Annotated in this window: 15 protein-coding genes and 2 tRNA genes; 3 read left to right on the forward strand and 14 right to left on the reverse strand. The window is 72.6% G+C overall.

Annotated elements, in window-relative coordinates:
• The first annotated feature begins 6 nt into the window (after positions 1-6).
• A complete protein-coding gene (gene rpsT, locus ACWC97_RS12505) occupies positions 7-273 on the forward strand; it encodes a 30S ribosomal protein S20 (RefSeq protein ID WP_352275249.1) in 267 nt (88 codons plus the stop codon).
• 419 nt (positions 274-692) lie between these two features.
• On the opposite strand, the gene holA is transcribed toward rpsT, so the two are convergent.
• A complete protein-coding gene (gene holA / locus ACWC97_RS12510) occupies positions 693-1,679 on the reverse strand; it encodes a DNA polymerase III subunit delta (protein ID WP_450649039.1) in 987 nt (328 codons plus the stop codon).
• Between the two features lie 94 nt (positions 1,680-1,773).
• Between holA and ACWC97_RS12515 the strand changes: the two genes are divergently transcribed.
• Positions 1,774-2,019, forward strand: a complete 246-nt coding sequence (locus ACWC97_RS12515) for a hypothetical protein (protein ID WP_352275253.1) — start codon at positions 1,774-1,776, stop codon at positions 2,017-2,019.
• Positions 2,020-2,052: 33 nt separating this feature from the next.
• On the opposite strand, the gene ACWC97_RS12520 is transcribed toward ACWC97_RS12515, so the two are convergent.
• The 9 genes from ACWC97_RS12520 to ACWC97_RS12560 form a co-directional block, all read right to left on the reverse strand.
• The gene (locus ACWC97_RS12520; RefSeq protein ID WP_450649041.1) at positions 2,053-2,934 is read right to left on the reverse strand and encodes a YceI family protein; all 882 of its coding nucleotides are present in this window, start codon (positions 2,932-2,934) and stop codon (positions 2,053-2,055) included.
• A 146-nt stretch (positions 2,935-3,080) separates the two neighbouring features.
• Positions 3,081-5,723, reverse strand: a complete 2,643-nt coding sequence (locus ACWC97_RS12525; protein WP_450649043.1) for a ComEC/Rec2 family competence protein — start codon at positions 5,721-5,723, stop codon at positions 3,081-3,083.
• Entirely contained in the window at positions 5,720-6,397 is a 678-nt protein-coding gene (locus ACWC97_RS12530; RefSeq protein WP_352275258.1) for a ComEA family DNA-binding protein, read from the reverse strand. The genes ACWC97_RS12525 and ACWC97_RS12530 overlap by 4 nt, the downstream gene beginning before the upstream one ends.
• Positions 6,398-6,896: 499 nt before the next feature.
• Positions 6,897-7,742, reverse strand: a complete 846-nt coding sequence (locus ACWC97_RS12535; protein ID WP_352275259.1) for a DegV family protein — start codon at positions 7,740-7,742, stop codon at positions 6,897-6,899.
• Between the two features lie 321 nt (positions 7,743-8,063).
• Positions 8,064-8,789: a hypothetical protein gene (locus ACWC97_RS12540; protein ID WP_385204259.1), complete on the reverse strand. Its 726-nt coding sequence runs from the start codon at positions 8,787-8,789 to the stop codon at positions 8,064-8,066.
• A gap of 164 nt (positions 8,790-8,953) precedes the next feature.
• Positions 8,954-11,827 carry a leucine--tRNA ligase gene (gene leuS, locus ACWC97_RS12545; protein WP_450649046.1) on the reverse strand — a complete coding sequence of 958 codons (2,874 nt, stop codon included), beginning with the start codon at positions 11,825-11,827 and terminating at the stop codon, positions 8,954-8,956.
• A 278-nt stretch (positions 11,828-12,105) separates the two neighbouring features.
• Positions 12,106-12,178 (reverse strand) — tRNA-Ala (locus ACWC97_RS12550).
• 138 nt (positions 12,179-12,316) lie between these two features.
• Positions 12,317-12,550: a hypothetical protein gene (locus ACWC97_RS12555; protein WP_015608461.1), complete on the reverse strand. Its 234-nt coding sequence runs from the start codon at positions 12,548-12,550 to the stop codon at positions 12,317-12,319.
• A 274-nt stretch (positions 12,551-12,824) separates the two neighbouring features.
• On the reverse strand, positions 12,825-14,318 hold the full coding sequence (locus tag ACWC97_RS12560) for an MFS transporter (protein WP_450649048.1): 1,494 nt from the start codon (positions 14,316-14,318) through the stop codon (positions 12,825-12,827).
• Between the two features lie 102 nt (positions 14,319-14,420).
• Between ACWC97_RS12560 and ACWC97_RS12565 the strand changes: the two genes are divergently transcribed.
• The gene (locus ACWC97_RS12565; protein ID WP_450649050.1) at positions 14,421-15,302 is read left to right on the forward strand and encodes a helix-turn-helix transcriptional regulator; all 882 of its coding nucleotides are present in this window, start codon (positions 14,421-14,423) and stop codon (positions 15,300-15,302) included.
• 110 nt (positions 15,303-15,412) lie between these two features.
• Here the strand turns inward: ACWC97_RS12565 and ACWC97_RS12570 are convergent.
• The 4 genes from ACWC97_RS12570 to ACWC97_RS12585 all read right to left on the reverse strand — a co-directional run bounded on the left by ACWC97_RS12570 (position 15,413) and on the right by ACWC97_RS12585 (position 18,729).
• A tRNA-Ala gene (locus ACWC97_RS12570) sits at positions 15,413-15,485 on the reverse strand.
• Between the two features lie 139 nt (positions 15,486-15,624).
• Positions 15,625-16,278 carry a histidine phosphatase family protein gene (locus ACWC97_RS12575; RefSeq protein WP_352275459.1) on the reverse strand — a complete coding sequence of 218 codons (654 nt, stop codon included), beginning with the start codon at positions 16,276-16,278 and terminating at the stop codon, positions 15,625-15,627.
• Positions 16,275-16,706 (reverse strand): ribosome silencing factor, encoded by a 432-nt coding sequence (gene rsfS / locus ACWC97_RS12580; protein ID WP_366291371.1) that lies wholly within the window; start codon positions 16,704-16,706, stop codon positions 16,275-16,277. The genes ACWC97_RS12575 and rsfS overlap by 4 nt, the downstream gene beginning before the upstream one ends.
• Positions 16,707-16,986: 280 nt before the next feature.
• Positions 16,987-18,729 carry an LCP family protein gene (locus ACWC97_RS12585; protein ID WP_450649052.1) on the reverse strand — a complete coding sequence of 581 codons (1,743 nt, stop codon included), beginning with the start codon at positions 18,727-18,729 and terminating at the stop codon, positions 16,987-16,989.
• Between the last annotated feature and the right edge of the window lie 18 nt (positions 18,730-18,747).

Consider the following 18,747-nt stretch of genomic DNA (forward strand, 5'->3'; position numbering starts at 1 on the left):
CTTTTCGTGGCGAACATCAAGTCCCAGATCAAGCGGAACAAGACGAACGAGAAGGCGCGCCTGCGCAACAAGGCCGTCAAGTCCTCGCTCAAGACCGCTATCCGCAAGGCCCGCGAGGCCGTCGCCGCCGGTGACGTCGAGAAGGCCACCGTGGCCACCCGCGACGCTTCCCGTGCGCTCGACAAGGCCGTCTCGAAGGGTGTCATCCACAAGAACGCCGCCGCCAACAAGAAGTCGGCGCTGGCCTCCAAGGTTGCCACCCTCCAGGGCTGAGCATTCTGATGTGATCGCCGGAACGGACCCAGCGGGCCCTCTCTCCCGCTCCTGACCGGCACCCCGCGCCGCACACCGAACCTGCGTTCGCCACGCGGGTGCGGCGCACCGAAGCGTGAACCGAAGGCCCCGGCCTCCGCCCTCCCCCAGGGCGGCTGCCGGGGCCTTCGGCGTGCGTACGCGTGGTTCCCCTGGGCTTACGAGGCACCTGCGGGGCGAGACCCGGTGGGCCGGAGGCAGGGCGGGCCGGAGGAGGCAGGCGGGCGCCACCTGGGACGCAGGGGGCGGCGGCCCGGCCCCGGCCCGTCGCCTGCGTCAGACGGGCTGGCCGATCGGACGGATCACCAGCGTGTTGACGTCTGTTCCGGGTGGCTCGCCGACCGCCCACACGATCGACTCCGCGACCTGCTCCGCGACGCCTAGCGGCCCGACCGGGCGGCCCGGGCCACCGCGACCACGGCCTTCTCCAGCGCGTACTCCGGGTCGTCGCCACCGCCCTTGACCCCGGCATCCGCGTCCGCGACCGCGCGCAGCGCGAGGGCCACCCCGTCCGGCGTCCAGCCGCGCATCTGCTGCCGCACCCGGTCGATCTTCCAGGGCGGCATGCCCAGCTCACGGGCGAGATCGGCGGGGCGGCCGCCACGGGCCGAGGACAGCTTGCCGATCGCCCGCACGCCCTGGGCCAGCGCGCTCGTGATCAGTACGGGCGCCACGCCCGTCGACAACGACCAGCGCAGCGCCTCGAGCGCCTCCGCCGCCCGCCCCTCCACCGCGCGGTCGGCGACCGTGAAGCTCGACGCCTCGGCGCGGCCCGTGTAGTAGCGGGCGACGACCGCTTCGTCGATAGTGCCCTCGACGTCCGCGACGAGCTGCGAGACGGCGCTCGCCAGCTCCCGCAGGTCGCTGCCGATGGAATCGACCAGGGCCTGGCACGCCTCGGGCGTGGCCGACCGGCCCAGCGCCCGGAACTCCGACCGTACGAAGGACAGCCGCTCGGCCGGCTTGGTCGTCTTCGGACAGGCGACCTCCCGCGCCCCGGCCTTGCGCGCCGCGTCGAGCAGCCCCTTCCCCTTGGCGCCGCCCGCGTGCAGCAGGACCAGAGTGATCTCCTCGACCGGGTCGCCGAGGTACGCCTTGACGTCCTTGACCGAGTCGGCGGAGAGGTCCTGCGACCCGCGGACGATCACCACCTTGCGCTCGGCGAAGAGCGAGGGGCTCGTCAGCTCGGCGAGGGTGCCCGGCTGGAGCTGGTCGGAGGTGAGGTCGCGGACGTCCGTGTCGGGGTCGGCGGCGCGGGCCGCCGCCACCACCTGCTGCACGGCGCGGTCCAGGAGCAGGTCCTCCTGGCCCACGGCGAGCGTGACGGGAGCGAGCGGGTCGTCGGTGGAACTCTTTCTGGTGGCCATCGCCGTCCAGCATCCCACGCACCTCCGACAACGGCCCCGGGCTCCCTCCCCCACCGCTTCCCCGGGCACCTCCCGGGTACAGGAGAATGGCCCGGTGAGCGATGTGAGACATGTGCTGGTGCTGCCCGACCGCGACGCGGCGGAGGAGGTGGCCGAGGAACTCGGCCTGCGCTTCGGGGTCGCCGAGGAGCCCCAGCTCGTGCGCGACGCGCTGGCCGGCGAGGACGACGCCGAGGACGCCCAGTGGCTGGTGGTCGTGGAGGACGCCGCCGCACGGCTGGACGCCACCGCGCTCGACGCCCTCGCGGCGGAGTACGAGGGGTGGCTCGAAGCCCCGTAGCCCTGGAGCCCGTTCCCGGGGCGACCCTGCGGCTCAGCCCTTGGGGACTATCTGCATGTCCAGGTCGATGGCGATGCTGGAGCCGACGGCAGCGATGCCCCGGGCCAGCATGGTCTGCCAGGTCAGGGTGAAGTCCTCACGGTGCAGTTCCGTGGTGGCCCGGCAGGCGGCGCGGGTCTCGCCCTCCAGGCCGCTCCCGAGACCGAGGTACTGGCTGTCCAGCGTGACCGTCCGGCTGACACCGTGCAGGGTGAGCGCGCCGGTCACGCCCCAGCGGGTGCCGCCCCGGTGGACGAAGCGGTCGCTGTAGAACTCCATCGTCGGGTACCGCCCGACATCGAGGAAGTCGCTGGAGCGCAGGTGGTCGTCGCGCATCTGGACGTTGGTGTCGATCGACGCGGCATCGATGATCACGTGCATGGCCGAGTCCTCCATGCGGTCGGCGATCCGCACGGCCCCGGCGAAGGTGTTGAACCGGCCGTGGATCCGCGCGAGGCCGATGTGCCGGGCGGTGAAGCCGATCTGCGAGTGCATCGGCTCGATCGCCCACTCGCCCGGGGCGGGCAGCTGCGGGGGCGGGGACAGTTGGAGGGTCACGTCCCCGAGGTCGGCGTGACCGCCCTCGACCACCGTGGCCGAACCATGGAACGGGGTGAAGCCCTCGGCCGTGACGACCAGCCGGTACTCACCGGCCGGGACGGTGGCGAGCACACTGCCGAACGGGTCCGTCCCACCGCTGAAGATCCGGTGCCCGGACCTGTCCATGACGGCGAACTCGGCCATCGGAACTATCTCGTTGACGGGGTCGAGCACACGGCAGCTGAGCAGCCCGGCGGTCCGCGGCACCTTGACCCCGGCGAGGGCGTTGCCCTGCCCGGGCCCCGCCGCTCGGTTCTTCAGCCAACGCCCGAACATCTTCCACCTCTCCCCGGGAACGGTTCGCCTGGGCCCGGCGGCTGAACCTTCCTGTCGGAGCAGCGGCCCACCGACGACCATGCATTCGACCATCATTGTGGCGTTCGAGGCAAACGGAGCGACTGAGGGCGACTGGTTACGAGACATCACCAAAGCCCCGAATCGCCGACCGCCCGCAGCCCCGCTCCGGCGCCCGACACCGCGATCGCCCCCTCGGTGTCCGTACGGAGCACCGTGGCCCCACCCGCCCGGAGCGCGTCGACGGTACGCGCGGCCGGATGACCGTACGGGTTGTCCCGGCCCACGCTCACCAGAGCGAGTCTCGGGCGCACCGCACGCAGCAGGGCGGGATCCTGGTAGGCCGAGCCGTGATGGGCGACCTTGAGCACGTCCACCCGCGACAGTGCCGGGTATCTGCGCAACAGCCCCTGCTGGGCCGGGGGTTCGAGGTCCCCGGGCAGCAACAGGGTCAGCCCGCCGGACCGGACGTACAGGGTCACGCTGGCGTCGTTCGGGTCCCGGGGCGCGGGCTCGGCACCGGAAGCCGCCCAACCGCCGCCCCCTCCGGCCGTGGTGGCGGGCCAGAGGACCTGCCAGTCGAGCGCCCCGATCCTGCGGTGTTCCTCCGGGAGGGCCCGGACCAGCGGTACGTGCGCCGAGGCCGCCGTTCTGCGTACGAAGGCGGCCTGGTCCGGCGGTTCGTCCAGGCTCGTCGTCTCGATCGCGCCGACCGCCCTGCCCCGCAGCACACCGGGCAGCCCGCGCACATGGTCGGCGTGGAAATGGGTGAGGATCAGGAACGGCACCTCGTCGACACCGAGTTCGCGCAGGCACCGGTCGACGAGCAGCGGGTCCGGTCCGGCGTCGACGACCACCGCCGCCCCCTCCCCCGCGGCCAGCACCAGGGCGTCCCCCTGCCCCACGTCGCACATCGCGAACGCCCAGCCGGGCGGCGGCCATCCGGTCAGGGCCCGGGTGAGCGGCACGGGGCGCAGTACCGCGAGGACCAGCAGCAACGCCGCCGCCGAGCAGACCCAGGGGTGACGGACGAGGCGGCGGGCCAGAAGCGCCACCACCAGGGTCAGGGCGGCGAGCAGTACCGCTCCCCTGCCGCCGTCCGGCCAGTCGATCCCCGCGCCGGGCAGGGCCGCCCCGGTACGGGCCACGGTGGCGATCCACCTGGCCGGCCATCCCGCGACCCGGGCGAGCAGCTCCGCCACCGGCATGGCCACCGGGGCCACGGCCAGCGAGGCGAACCCGAGCACCGTGGCCGGAGCCACCGCGAATTCGGCCAGGAGATTGCACGGGATCGCCACCAGGCTGACCCGGGAGGCGAGCAGCACGACGACCGGGGCGCACACCGCCTGCGCGGCCGCGGCCGCGGCCAGCGCCTCCGCGAGCCGGGGCGGCACCCCGCGCCGTCGCAGCGCGCCGCTCCACACCGGGGCGACGGTCAGCAGGGCCCCGGTGGCCAGCACGGAGAGGACGAAACCGTAGCTCCGCGCCATCCACGGGTCGTACAGCACCAGCAGCAGCACGGCCGCGGCCAGGGCGGGGATCAGGGATCTGCGCCGTCCGGTGCCGATGGCGAGCAGGGTGATCAGCCCGCAGGCCGCTGCCCGCAGCACACTCGGCTCGGGCCGGCAGACCAGTACGAAGGCCAGGGTGAGCCCGCCGCCGAGCAGTGCCGTCAGCCGGAGCGGAATCCCCAGCCGGGGCGCCAGGCCGCGGCGTTCGGCGCGGGTGGCCGTGCCGGGCGGTCCGATGAGAAGGACCAGCAGGATCGCCAGATTGGCGCCCGAGACCGCCATCAGGTGGGTGAGGTCGGTGGCCCTGAACGCCTCGTGGAGTTCGGGACCGACCCGCGAGGTGTCGCCGACCACCAGGCCCGGCAGCAGCGCCCGCGCGTCGGGGCCGAGCGGCTCGGTCGCCTGTCGCAGACCGTCCCGCAGCGTGCCCGCCGTGCGCTGGAGGAGGGACGGCGGGCCGATGACACGGGGCGGGCCCTTGCCCTCGGCCCGCAGTACGGCGGCACTGCGCTCGCCGCCGTGCAGCGGTGGCGCCAGTCGGCCGTCGACGCGCAGCCGGGTGGACGGGAGCAGCCGCTGCCACCGGTCCGCCGCCCCGCCGGGCCCGGCCGCACCGGGCCCGGCTCCTTCCTGAACGGCTCCGTCCGGCCCGGCTCCATCCAGACCGGCTCCGTCCGGCCCGGCTCCTCCTGGCGTGACGACGAGCAGTACCGGCGTGCTGAGCCCGGTGACCGTACCGCCGGGCCCGGTCAGCCGGTTCACCTCCGCGTCCACCAGGAGCGAGACGGGCATGCCACGGTCGCCGCTCACCCGGGGCAGGGTCCGCCGGGCGTCGGACACCACCGTCACCTCCGCCTCGACCCGCTCGTAGTCCTGGGCCAGCCGATGGACCGGCCCCTCCCGTACGTCCGCGCCGCGCAGCCCGGCGGAGGTGGCCCCGGCCGCCGCACAGAGCAGCGCCGCGGCGATGGCGGTCGCGGTCGCCGCGTCCCGGGACCACCGCCGGGGGTTCGTGGCGGGGCCGCGCGACGCGGCGCGGGCGCTCCGGGCTCCGGACAGGGCCAGGAGGACCATGGCCGCACCCGTGCAGAGCACCACGCCCACGACCGTCCACCGCCCCGGCGCGCTCAGCGCCACGGCCGCCCCGGCCCAGGCGGCCAGGGCCGGCGGAACCAGACGGAGGTCGACCGGACCCTCCCGGCGCGGCTCAAGGGCGCCGGGCCGGTCGGGCGGCGACACGTGGGTGTCCTCGGCGCTCATGGCCCCACCAGCGGCCTGAGGTCGGCGAACCTGCGGTCACCGATCCCGCTGACCTCGCGCAGCTCGTCGACGGACCGGAATCCGCCGTGCTGTGCGCGGTAGCCCACGATGCGCTGGGCAAGGACGGGGCCGACGCCGGGCAGCGTCTCCAGTTGTTCGGCGGTCGCCGTGTTGAGGCTGACCGGCCCGGTCGGCGGGGATCCGCCGCCGACCGTGGCGGCTCCACCCGTCCCGCCCGGCACCGAGCTCTCCGGAGGGGTGCCCACCACGATCTGCTCGCCGTCGACGAGTACCCGCGCCCGGTTGAGGCCGCTGAGGTCGGTGCCCTCCCGGGCCCCTCCCGCCGCCCGTAACGCGTCGGTGACCCGCGCCCCGGACGGCAGCGTACGGACACCGGGCCTGCGCACCTTGCCGCTCACGTCCACGACCACGTGTCCGCCGGGCCCTCCCGCCGGTGCGGGACCGCTCGACGGTTCCGGCGCCCCGGCGCCCTCGGCCACCGGGGACGGTGCCCGCACGGACCCGGCCTCGGCGACCTCGGGCACCCGTACGGAGTGCGGACGCGCCGACCAGAAGTGCACCGCGGCGAAGGCCCCGGCCGCGACCAGGACCACGGTCAGGGCGGCGAGGGCCCTGGGATCCAGGCCGCACCGGAGCCGCACCCAGACCGGCACCCGCTCCCACAACGCGGGGGCCAGCCGTTCCCACCGCCCGCCCGGTCCGGCGGCACCGGGGGCCGGAGCGGGGACGGAAGCAGCGACCGGGGCGACGGACGCGGCCCCACCCGGATCAGGGTCCGGGCCCGCCCTCGTACCGCTCCCCGGACCCGTGTCGGGCGTCGGCCGCGCGCCCCGCCCGACGTACCCGCCCGCCATCAAGGCGTCCGCCCGGCGGCGCGATGCCGCGGCCAGGGCGGCATCCGTGTCGCCGTGCCGTCGGCGGCCGGGACCACTGCGCACCCGGACGTCCGAGACCGGAGCACGGCCGGGGCCGCTGCCCCTGCCTGCGCGACTGCTTGCACGATGTGTTCGGAGAGCCATGCCTCACGACGTTAGGCACATCCGTCCGAACCCGCTGAGCAGCCTCAATCCCTGTGGATGTCCCATGAGTTGTGGACAACTCGGTCACCCTTGGGAGTGAGGGGTGGGAGCGGGGAACGAGAGCCGGCGGGGCTCAGCGCGGCGAGACCACGGCACCGAGCAGGCCGGGCCCGGTGTGCGCGCCGATCACCGCGCCGACCTCGCTCACATGCAGATCGACCAGCCCCGGTACCCGCTCGCACAGCCGCTCGGCGAGCCGCTCGGCCCGCTCGGGCGACGCCAGATGATGCACGGCGATGTCCACCCGCCCACCGCCCGCCCGCTCCGCGACGATCTCCTCCAGACGGGCGATCGCCTTCGACGCCGTCCGCACCTTCTCCAGCAGTTCGATGCGGCCGCCGTCGAGCTGGAGCAGCGGCTTCACCGCGAGCGCCGAACCCAGCAGCGCCTGCGCGGCGCCGATCCGGCCGCCGCGGCGCAGGTAGTCCAGGGTGTCGACGTAGAAGTAGGCGGACGTGCCCGCGGCCCGCTTCTCCGCGGCGGCGACCGCTTCGTCGAGGCTTCCGCCCGTCTCCACCGTCTCCGCCGCGGCCAGGGCACAGAACCCGAGCGCCATCGCCACCATCCCGGTGTCCACCACCCGGACCGGAACCGGCGCGTCCTTCGCCGCGAGCACGGCGGCGTCGTACGTACCCGAGATCTCCGCCGAGAGGTGCAGCGAGACGACGCCGACGGCTCCGGCGTCCGCCGCGGCCCGGTACGCGGCGGCGAACATCTCCGGGCTCGGCCGGGACGTGGTCACCGGCCGGCGCTTCTGGAGCGCCACCGCCAGCGAGCGGGCGGAGACCTCCGTACCGTCCTCCAGTGCCTGATCACCGAGGACGACGGTCAGCGGCACCGCGGTGATGCCGTGCCGCTCCATCGTCTCGGGCGGCAGGTAGGCCGTGGAATCGGTGACGATCGCGACATGGCGGGACATGAGCGGGAGGTTACCTGGCAAGTCCGTGTCCTGGCAGTCCGACCCCGACCGAACGATCCCCGCTGATCGCTTCGGATCACTTCCTGTCACCGGGGGTCGTCGAACGTCCGGGAAGGTCGGAAAGCTCACCCGTCTCCAGCAGGTTCACCGAGGGCCGGAAAGAGCCGAAGGGGCTGTCGGACGTTCCGGGTCGGCCCACCGTTTCGAGCCTAGCCGTACGACGCGTCGTTCCGGCCCCGGACTCCCGCCGGCTCTCCGGCCCCGGACGCACGACGCGCGTTCCGACCCCGGACGCACGACGCGTGGTTCCGAACGGGCCGGTCAGTTCGTCGCCTCGGGCCGGGCCGTCTTCTGCCAGGGGTATCCGGTGTTCCGGAGCGGGTCCGGAGGCGTGATCGAGCGGGGCGTGCCGTCGGCCGCCGGACCGTTCTCCCGCCTGCGCTCCGGCCGTCCCGTGCTTTCCCGCCGGGGCGGGTTCCCGTCCGCAGCCGGCTGGTCCTCCGCCGCCGTCCAGTGCCGGAGCGCGTCCGCCTCCAGGCCGATCTGCGCGTTCAGCGCGTCGAGATCGTCGTCGGTCATGCGCTGGGCCCGATCGCGCGCCGCCCACCTCAGTGCGTCCGCCGACTGGGTGATCCGCTCCGTGCGCTGCTTCAGGCCGGGCAGCAGCGAGGCGACCGTACTCCGGTCGGGGTCGCGCTCCAGCTTCCTCAGCTCCTCGTCGAGCTGCCGCCCGTGCGCGCTCAGGCGTTCGAAGAGGCTCAGCGACTCCGCGAGCGAGGCGTCCTCGGCGACGCCCTGTCTCAGGGCGTCCTGCGTGGCCCGCATGGAGGTGCGCAGCGAGAGCCGCAGCTGTGCCAGCTCACCGCCCACGCCCGTCTGGCCATAGCTCTTGGCCCGCAGAGTGGTCTCCTCGACCGTCCGCCGGGCCTGCGTGATCGTGCGGTCCACGCCGCGTTTCGCCGCGCCGACCGCCTTGACGCCCGCGTACACACCCAGGGCCACGAACGCGAGAAAGAGCAATCCCAGGATCAGGACCACGGCTAGCATGAGCGCCCCTCGGAGGTTGTTTCGGCTGCCGGTGCCGGCTCCTCCACCGTAAACGGAAAAGGGCGGCCGGGGGTTCCCCCGGAACCCCCAACCTGCCCGTAGGGGAACGCCCCCACTTCACCGCCCGGCACTGCGGCGCCCCGCTCCCACGGGGCGCCGCGCCATCACGCCGGGACGATGTTGACCAGCTTCGGCGCCCGCACGATCACCTTGCGGATGCCCGCGCCGCCCAGGGCCGCGACCACGGCCGGATCGGCCAGGGCCAGGGCCTCCAGCTCCGCGTCGGTGATCGACGGGGAGATCTCCAGGCGGGCCTTGACCTTGCCCTTGACCTGCACGACGCAGGTCACGGTCTCGTCCACCACGTACGCCGGGTCGGCGACCGGGAAGTCCTGGTGCACGACCGACTCCGTGTGGCCCAGACGGCGCCACAGCTCCTCGGCGATGTGCGGGGCCAGCGGGGCCACCAGCAGCACCAGCGACTCCGCGACCGACCGGGGCAGCGGGCCGCCCGCCTTGGTCAGGTGGTTGTTCAGCTCGGTGACCTTGGCGATCGCCGTGTTGAAGCGCATCCCGGCCATGTCCTGGCCGACGCCGTCGATCGCCTTGTGCAGCGCGCGCAGCGTCTCCTCGTCCGGCTCGCCGTCGACGACGGTGACCTCGCCGGTCTCCTCGTCGACGACATTGCGCCACAGCCGCTGCAGCAGCCGGTACTGGCCGACGACCGCGCGTGTGTCCCACGGCCGCGACACGTCCAGCGGCCCCATCGCCATCTCGTACAGGCGCAGCGTGTCCGCCCCGTACTCGGCGCAGATCTCGTCGGGGGTGACGGCGTTCTTCAGGGACTTGCCCATCTTGCCCAGGACGCGGCTGACCTTCTCGCCCTGGTGGTAGAACGCCCCGTCGCGCTCCTCGACCTCGGCCGCCGGGACCGCGATGCCGCGGCTGTCCCGGTAGACGAACGCCTGGATCATGCCCTGGTTGTACAGCTTGTGGAACGGCTCGGCGGACGAGATGTGCCCCAGGTCGTGCAGCACCTTGGACCAGAAACGGGCGTACAGCAGGTGCAGCACGGCGTGCTCGGCGCCGCCGACGTACAGGTCGACACCGCCCGTCGGCTGTCCCTCGCGCGGCCCCATCCAGTACTGCTCGATCGCCGGGTCGACCAGCTGCCGGTCGTTGTTCGGGTCCAGGTAGCGCAGCTCGTACCAGCAGGAGCCGGCCCAGTTGGGCATGGTGTTGGTCTCGCGGCGGTACTTCTTCGGGCCGTTGCCGTCGCCCAGGTCCAGGGTGACGTTGACCCAGTCGGCGTTCCGGGACAGCGGGGTCTCGGGCTGGGTGTCCGCGTCGTCCGGGTCGAAGGTGCGCGGCGAGTAGTCGTCGACCTCCGGCAGTTCCAGCGGCAGCATCGACTCGGGCAGCGGGTGGGCGACGCCGTCCTCGTCGTAGACGATCGGGAAGGGCTCGCCCCAGTAGCGCTGGCGGCTGAACAGCCAGTCGCGCAGCCGGAAGTTGACGGTGCCCTCGCCGACGCCGTGCTCCGTCAGCCACGCGGTGATCCGCGCCTTGGCGTCGACGACGCCCAGGCCGTCCAGCGAGATCTCGTCGTTGGCGGAGTTGACCAGCTTCGCGTCGTACGAAGCGAAGGCGTCGTCCCACGTCGAGGGGTCGGTGCCGCGGTCGTCCGACGGCTCGACGACACAGCGCATCGGCAGCTCGAAGGCGCGCGCGAAGGCGAAGTCGCGCGCGTCGTGCGCCGGTACGGCCATGATCGCGCCGGTGCCGTAGCCCATCAGGACGTAGTCGGCGATGAAGACGGGCACCTTCTCGCCGCTGACCGGGTTGGTCGCGTACGCGCCGGTGAAGACGCCGGTCTTGTCCTTGGCCTCGGCCTGCCGCTCCACGTCGGACTTGGCGGCGGCCAGCTTGCGGTAGGCGGCGACGGCCTCGGCCGGGGTGGCGTACCCGCCGGTCCACACGGGGTGGGTGCCCTCGGGCCAGACGGCCGGGGTGATCCGCTCGACCAGCTCGTGCTCGGGCGCCAGCACCATGTAGGTGGCGCCGAACAGGGTGTCCTGGCGGGTGGTGAAGACGGTGATGCTGTCGGCGCCGTCCACCGGGAAGTCGACGCGGGCGCCCTCGGAGCGGCCGATCCAGTTGCGCTGCTGCAGCTTGATGGCCTCGGGCCAGTCCAGGCCGTCCAGGTCGTTCAGCAGCCGGTCGGCGTAGGCGGTGATGCGCATGTTCCACTGCCGCAGCTTCGCCTTGAACACCGGGAAGTTGCCGCGCTCGGAGCGGCCGTCGGCCGTGACCTCCTCGTTGGCCAGGACGGTGCCCAGGCCGGGCGACCAGTTGACCGGCGCGTCGGAGGCGTACGCCAGTCGGTACTCGCCCAGGACGTCGGCGCGCTCGACGGCGCTCAGCGCGCTCCAGTCACGGCCGTCCGGGGTGGGACGCGCACCGCTCTCGAACTGCGCGACCAGCTCGGAGATCGGGCGGGCCTTGTCGGCCTCGGTGTCGTACCAGGAGTTGAAGATCTGCAGGAAGATCCACTGGGTCCACTTGTAGTAGTCCGCCTCGATCGTGGCGAAGGAGCGGCGCTTGTCGTGGCCCAGTCCCAGCCGGCGCAGCTGGGCGGTCATGTTCGCGATGTTGGCCTCGGTGGAGACCCGGGGGTGCGTGCCGGTCTGCACCGCGTACTGCTCGGCGGGCAGCCCGAAGGCGTCGAAGCCCAGGGTGTGCAGCACGTTGTGGCCGGTCATCCGCTGGTGGCGGGCGAAGACGTCGGTGGCGATGTAGCCCAGCGGGTGGCCGACGTGCAGACCCGCGCCCGAGGGGTACGGGAACATGTCCATGATGAACTTCTTCGGCCGGGCGGCCAGCTCCGGATCGCCCGCCAGGTCACCGCTCGGGTTCGGCGCCTCGTACGTCCCCTCGGCGTCCCAGAAGTCCTGCCAGCGTGCCTCGATGTCGGCGGCCATCGCCGCCGTGTAGCGGTGCGGCGCGGCCGTCTCGGCTGCGGAATTCGTCTCGCTCATGATCCTCAAAGCTCCATCGATCGACATCTGCCGACGCCGTGCCTACGGACACGCGTCTCGGGAAACGAAAAATCCCCTCGCACAGGAGGGGACGCCGCGCCGATTCCGACCAGGCATTCTCACCGGTCGGGACTGATCAGCGCGGCTCGCTAAGCAGAAGGCGTACGGCACGCATGGCGTCAGGGTACCGCACGACATCGGAGCCGGTCCGGACACGGTCAGGAAATGAGCAAGGAAGCGGGCCACTCGCGATGAGTGACCCGCTTCCTGTTTCACTGTGGAGCTAAGGAGAATTGAACTCCTGACCTCCTGCATGCCATGCAGGCGCTCTACCAACTGAGCTATAGCCCCTTGCTGTGTTCCGCCCGGTTTCCCTGGCGACATCGAGAACATTACCGGTGACCCCACCAGTCCACCAAATCGATTCCCCACCGCTCCGGTTTGCCCGATTTTGCGGTACCGTTCCGGGCCAGAGGGACCACGGGACGGTCAGGCGGTGGCGAAGGAGTAGAAGCGCTTGAGCGTGCAGTGCTCCTCCAGCAGCCGACCGTAGATCGGCTCCCCCTCCAGCTCCCGATAGGTCTCGATCGGGTCGCCCTTTATGATCAGCGCCCGCGCGCACTCCTCGCACCAGTACTGGTACTCCGGATTGATCGGGTCCATGTCCCTGACGATGGGCGTGCCGCTGCCGCACCAGTCGCATTTCCGCCTGTGCGCGCCCATGGATCAGCTCCGACCGGAGCTGCGGGCGGCGCCCGCGCGGCGGATCGCGGGGGACCGGCCGGGGGCGGGGAGAAGGCCGACGTGACCACGGCTCACGGAAGCCGGCACGAGCCCCGGAACGGGAAGCACGGAGACGGGGAACGCGGAAACGAGGAGCAGGTCCGGGATCGTGCGGCCGCTCGCAGGCATCGCGCGCCCCCTCCCGTTCGATCCGTCGCCCCCTCCGGCGTTCCGATTCTGCCATGCCCCCGCAAGGGGAACAGCCCGTCGGAGTTCAGGCCGTTCGACGACGCCGTACGAGCCCCGCCGCCGCGCCCGCCAGCGAGGCCGCGGTCAGTGCGAGGGCGCACACCCACAGGGCCTGCCCCGATCCCTGCGGCCCTTGCGCGCCAAGGCGGTTGAGGTAGAGGGTGCCGAACGCGGCGACCCCGGTCAGCTGGCCGAGCTGAGTGACGGTCACCAGGGCGCCGCTCGCGTCGGCCGCGTCCTCGGGACGGACGTCCGCCAGCGCTCCGGTCAGGGTGGGGCTGAAGCCCAGCGCCAGCCCGGCCCCCACCGTCATGAACGCCACATAGAGGAGGGGCCCGCCGTCCCCACCGTCGCGCATCAGCAGCCCGACGGCCGCTACGGACACGGCCAGCAGTACGAATCCGCCCGGCACCAGGAACCGCCGCAACCCCGCCGGCCACCGCCGCCAGGTCAGCCCGACCGCCCCGAAGACGAGCGCGGTCGGCGCGAACACCAGCCCGGCCCGCAGCGGCGAGTAGCCCAGATCCGCCTGGACGTGCAGCGTCATCAGGAACAGGAATCCCGCATTGACCGCCATCGTGAGAAGGACGCGCAGCGCCGCCGGGGCCATGCCGGGCAGGCGGAGCACCCGGGGCGCGATCAGGGGCGCGCCGCCGCGCGCGGCGAGCCGGGACTCGTACACCACGAAGCCGGCGAACACCGCGACGGAGACCGCCGGGCAGACCAGCGACCAGACCGGCCAGCCCAGTTCCTGCCCGAGCACCAGGGGGACGGTGAGCAGGGTGACGGCGGCGGCGAGCAGCAGCAGCCCCGGCAGGTCGAGGCCACGCTCCCGGGCCCGTGCCCTGCCGGGCGCGGTGCGCGGTTCACGGGGCAGCGTCCTCGCGCCCAGCACCAGCAGGACGATCCCGATCGGCACGTTCACCAGGAAGACCGGCCGCCAGCCCGCGCCGAACAGGTCCATGCTGACCAGCACCCCGCCGACCACCTGCCCGGCGGCCGCCCCGACGGCCAGCACCGCGCTGTAGGCCGCGAGCGCCCGGACCCGGGCCTCACCGGTGAAGTGGCGCTGGACGAGGCTGAGCACCTGCGGAATCATCACCGCGGCCGCCGCGCCCTGGACCAGCCGGAAGGCGATCAACTGCCCGGCCCCGGACGCGAGCCCGCAGGCCAGCGAGGCCACGGTGAAGACACCGAGCCCGATCAGATGGGCCCGGCCGTGCCCCAGCAGGTCGCCGAGCCTGGCGCCGGTGACCAGCAGGACGGCGTACGTGATGGTGTAGCCGGCCACGACGAGCTGCAAACCGGCGCCCGAGGCACCGAGTTCGGTCCGGATCGTCGGGGCGGCGACATTGACGATGAAGAGGTCGAGCAGCGCCATGAACTGGGCCGCGAGCACCAGGGCGAGGATCCTGCGGGGCCGGTTCCCGCGGTCGCGCCCGCCGTTCGGGTGCCCGTTGTCAGTGGCGGGGTCTTTACTGGGTGCGGAAAGTGGAGTTGCCTCGGATGCCGTCGTCATGAGGTCGAGCCTGGCCCCGGTCCCATACGGGTAACGAGAGCCCGCCGATGCTGGTACCGACAGCACCTGGCAACTCCCCTGCCGGTCACCGAACATGGGGGTGTGACAGCGGTGACGACGCATCAGGCGGCGAACGGTACGGGGCGGCACCGGCGGCGTCCGGAGCTGGCGGCCTTTCTCCGCAACCGCCGGGCGCGGGTGACGCCGGGCGATGTCGGCATGGCCCCCGGGCTGCGCCGCCGCACGCCGGGTCTGCGCCGCGAGGAGGTCGCGCAGCTCTCCGGTGTCGGTATCACCTGGTACACCTGGCTGGAGCAGGGAAGACCGATCAATGTGTCGCCGCAGGTGCTGGACGCCGTGGCCCGTACGCTCCGGCTGGATCCCTCGGAGCGCGAGCACCTCTACCACCTGGCGGAGGTGGCCCACGCGCCCGACCGGCAGTCCGACGTCATCGAGGTGGGGCCGGAGATCCAGGGCATCATCGACGCGCTCGACCCGCATCCCGCCGTGGTCTACAACTCCCGCTACGACGTCCTGGCCACCAATCCCGCCTACCTCGACCTCTTCGCGGTCCCGGAAACGGTCGCTATCGGGGCGCGGGTGCGCAATGTGCTGTGGACGCTGTTCACGGTCTCCGAGGAGGGCTGCCCCGTCGTCCACCGGTCCCGGGAGCTGCCGATCATGGTGGCGACCCTGCGCGGCGCGTACGGGCGCCACATGGGGGAACCGGCCTGGGAGTCGTTCGTCGAGCGGCTCTCGGCCGCCAGCCCGTACTTCGCGGAGCTGTGGCGCAGCGGAGACGTCACGCCGCCGGGGCCACGGGTGAAGGTCTTCCGGCACCGGGCGGTGGCCGGGGACATCCGGATGACCTCGGTGTCGTTGTCCATCAACGGGATGCCGGAGTGCCGGATCGTGGCGTACACCCCGGCGGACGCGGACAGCCGGGAGCGGATGGCCGTGCTGCGGAGCCGCCGCAGAGCCTGAGCCCGGGGCGGACGTCCGGCGGGGTACGGGACCACCGGGGCCGGTCGGCGCGGCGAGCACTCCGGGGATGCAGAAGATCCCGCCCCCTGTCGGGGACGGGATCTTGACTGTGGAGCTAAGGAGAATTGAACTCCTGACCTCCTGCATGCCATGCAGGCGCTCTACCAACTGAGCTATAGCCCCGTCATTCGCGGTCTTTCTCTGCGCTCCCGCGCTGCGAACAAGAAGAACTTTAGCCTGTGACCTGCCGGAAAGTGAAATCCGGCCGGTGGGCCCCGGTCTCCCGGCCGGACCGGGTCCGGTCCGGCCCGTGCGGCGGGGCTCAGGTGTCGTCGCCGAGCACCGGCTCCGGCAGCGTGCCGGCGTTGTGCTCCAGCAGGCGCCAGCCCCGCGCGCCCTCGCCCAGGACCGACCAGCAGCAGTTGGAGAGACCGCCGAGCCCTTCCCAGTGGTGCGCCTCCAGGCCCAGGAGCCGGCCGATGGTGGTGCGGATGGTGCCCCCGTGGCTGACCACGACCAGCGTGCCGTTCTCCGGCAGCTTGTCGGCGTGGCCCAGCACGACCGGGGCGGCCCGGTCGGCGACCTCGGTCTCCAGCTCGCCGCCCCCGCGCCGCACCGGCTCGCCGCGCTTCCACGCGGCGTACTGCTCGCCGTAGCGCGCGACGATCTCCTCGTGGGTGAGCCCCTGCCAGGCGCCCGCGTACGTTTCCCGCAGGCCCGCGTCGTGCGCTACCTCCAGGCCGGTGAGCACGGCGAGCTGGGCCGCCGTGTCCGCCGCCCGCTGGAGGTCGGAGGCGACGATCGCGTCGGGCCTCAGCGAGGCGAGCAGCCGGGCGGCCCGGCGGGCCTGCCCGACTCCGGTCTCGGTGAGCGCGATGTCCGTGGACCCCTGGAACCTGTGCTCCAGGTTCCAGGCCGTCTGACCGTGGCGCCAGAGAACGATCCTGCGGCCCCTGCCGCTTCCGCTGCTGTTCAGCTCTGCTCACCTTCCGTGCCGCCGGTGAGCCTGGCGTGCTCCTCGGCCTTGCCGCGGGTCTTGACGGCGTCCTCGGGAAGCGCGATCTCGGGGCAGTCCTTCCAGAGGCGCTCCAGCGCGTAGAAGACCCGCTCCTCGCTGTGCTGGACGTGGATGACGATGTCGACGTAGTCGAGAAGGATCCAGCGGGCGTCGCGGTCGCCCTCGCGGCGCACCGGCTTGGCGCCCAGCTCCTTCTGGAGCCGCTCCTCGATCTCGTCGACGATCGACTTGACCTGGCGGTCGTTGGGGGCCGAGGCGAGCAGGAAGGCGTCCGTGATCGACAGCACGTCGCTGACGTCGTACGCGATGATGTCGTGCGCGAGCCGGTCGGCGGCCGCCTGGGCGGCGGCGGTGATGAGCTCGATGGAGCGGTCCGTGGCGGTCACATGCAGGCTTTCGTCGGAGGTCAGGTCGGCCTCTAAGGGCTGTCCCGTCATCCGTGGCGGATCGGCGCGCGGCGTCGGACGCGGTGCGTCGCGGGGCGGAGGGGCCGTCCGCACACCGGAAGTGTGCGGACGTTCCGACAACGCCGCGAGGCGCCGTAGCCGTCGTCGCGCGCCCGCCAGGGATCGCGGGGTCTGTCCTTAGGGTCTCACGGACCACCGACAGCGACCGCAGTGACGGCCGGCCGCCCGGACCGGCGGGGTCCGGGCGGCCGGGCACGGCTCACTTGATCTTGTAGTCCTGGCCGAGCAGTACGGACACGTCCGCGTTGGCGGCGGGCTTGCCCTGCTTCACCGCGCTGTCCGGCAGTCCCAGGGTCGCGGCGACCTGTGCCGCCTTCTCCTTGTCCCCCGCGGCCCGGTAGACGACCTCGGACAGGGGCGTGGCCGTGGACGAGCCGCCGCTGACGAAGGTGTAGCCGCCGTTGATCAGCTTGACCCGGGCGGAGCCCAGCGCCTCCTGGTCCCCGGTGCCGTTCTTGACGCCGACCCGCACGGCCGCGTCGGCCGCCGGAGCCTTGACCGAGCCGCCCAGGATGTTCTTGACGACGTCCTCGGTGGCCTCGTCGGTGAGCGATCCGTCCGCCTGCACCGGCAGCAGGGTCGTCTTGTAGTCCCCGAGCTTGGCGTGCTGGGCGAGCTTCGCGAGCGAGGCGCCCAGGTCCTTCTCGGGGAGCGACGGGTCGAGGATCTGTCCCAGCGTCTGCACGGTGACCGTGGCGGCCTTCGGATCGTCCGAGACCTTCCGCAGCACGCCGCGCATGACCGCCCCGAACCGGGTGAGCTGCTTGGCCTCGGCCTCGCCCGGCCCCCGGTAGGTGGCGTAGGCGACGGCCATCTGGCCGCTCAGCGTCTGCGCCTCGCCCTTGTTCACGAGCGGGGAGGCGCCCTTCTTGGTGTCCGGTACGTCGGTGTCGGTGTCGACCTCGATGTTGCCGACCAGGTCGACCAGGGTCTCCAGGTACGGGGTGTCGAGGCGCCAGGTGCCCGTGATGTCGGTGCCGAGGAGGTTGCCGAGGGATTCGCGGGTGCCGGTGGTGCCGTCGGCGTCGACGGACTTGCCGAGGGTGGTGCCGACACCGTCCTCGTCGGCCACCGCGAGCGAGTTGGGGAGCAGGACGGTGGTGCCCTGCTTGGTCGTCACATTGTCGACGAGCAGCGCCGTGGAGGTGCCGCCCTTCTTGGTGTTGTGCAGGTGGACCACGATGACGTCCCGCTTCTGCGGGCCCGTCGACGCCGTGGTGTCCTTGTCCGTGTCGGACAGGCCGGGGATCATTCCGGCCGACCAGAGGTAGCCGATCCCGCCGACCACCAGCAGGGCCACCACGACTATGAGCGCGACCATGCGGTTGCGGCCGCGACGCCGGGCCTCCTCGCGCCGCTCGCTCCGGCTCTCGGTGAACTTCAGCCAGTCGATGACGTCTTCGGAGTCCTCGTCGGGCTCCTCGATGAAGGAGAACTGCTCGGTGCGGTAGTCGCGGTCGGCCCTGCGCTGTCCGGGGACGGCCGGGTCGGGGTCCGCGCCGTCGTCCGGCCCCGGCCCGGACTCCGGCGCGGGCCGCGGGGCCGGTGCGGGCTCGGGCGGGGCGGGGGGAACGGGCGGAGCGGCGGCCTGCTGCGGGATGTTCCACTGCTGGGTGGTGTCGACCGCGGCCGGCTGCTGCCCGGTGTCGTAGCCGTAACCGTCGTACCCGCCGTACCCCTGCTGCTGCGGCTGCTGCCCGTACGGGTCGTACGCCTGCGGCTGTGCGGGCTGGGGCTGCTGGCTCTGCTGGGGCTGGGCGTACGGGTCGTAGCCGTAACCCTGACCGGTCTGCTGCGACTGCTGCTGTCCGCCGTACGGGTCGTACTGCTGATGCGGCTGTTCGTGCTGCGGCTGCTGGTACACCGGCTGCCCGTACTCGTCGTAACCGACGATCTGCGGCTGCTGATAGTACGGATCGTACGGATTCTGTCGGTCGTTCACCGGTGCCCCTCTGCCTCG

The organism is Streptomyces sp. NPDC001108 (assembly GCF_053598535.1).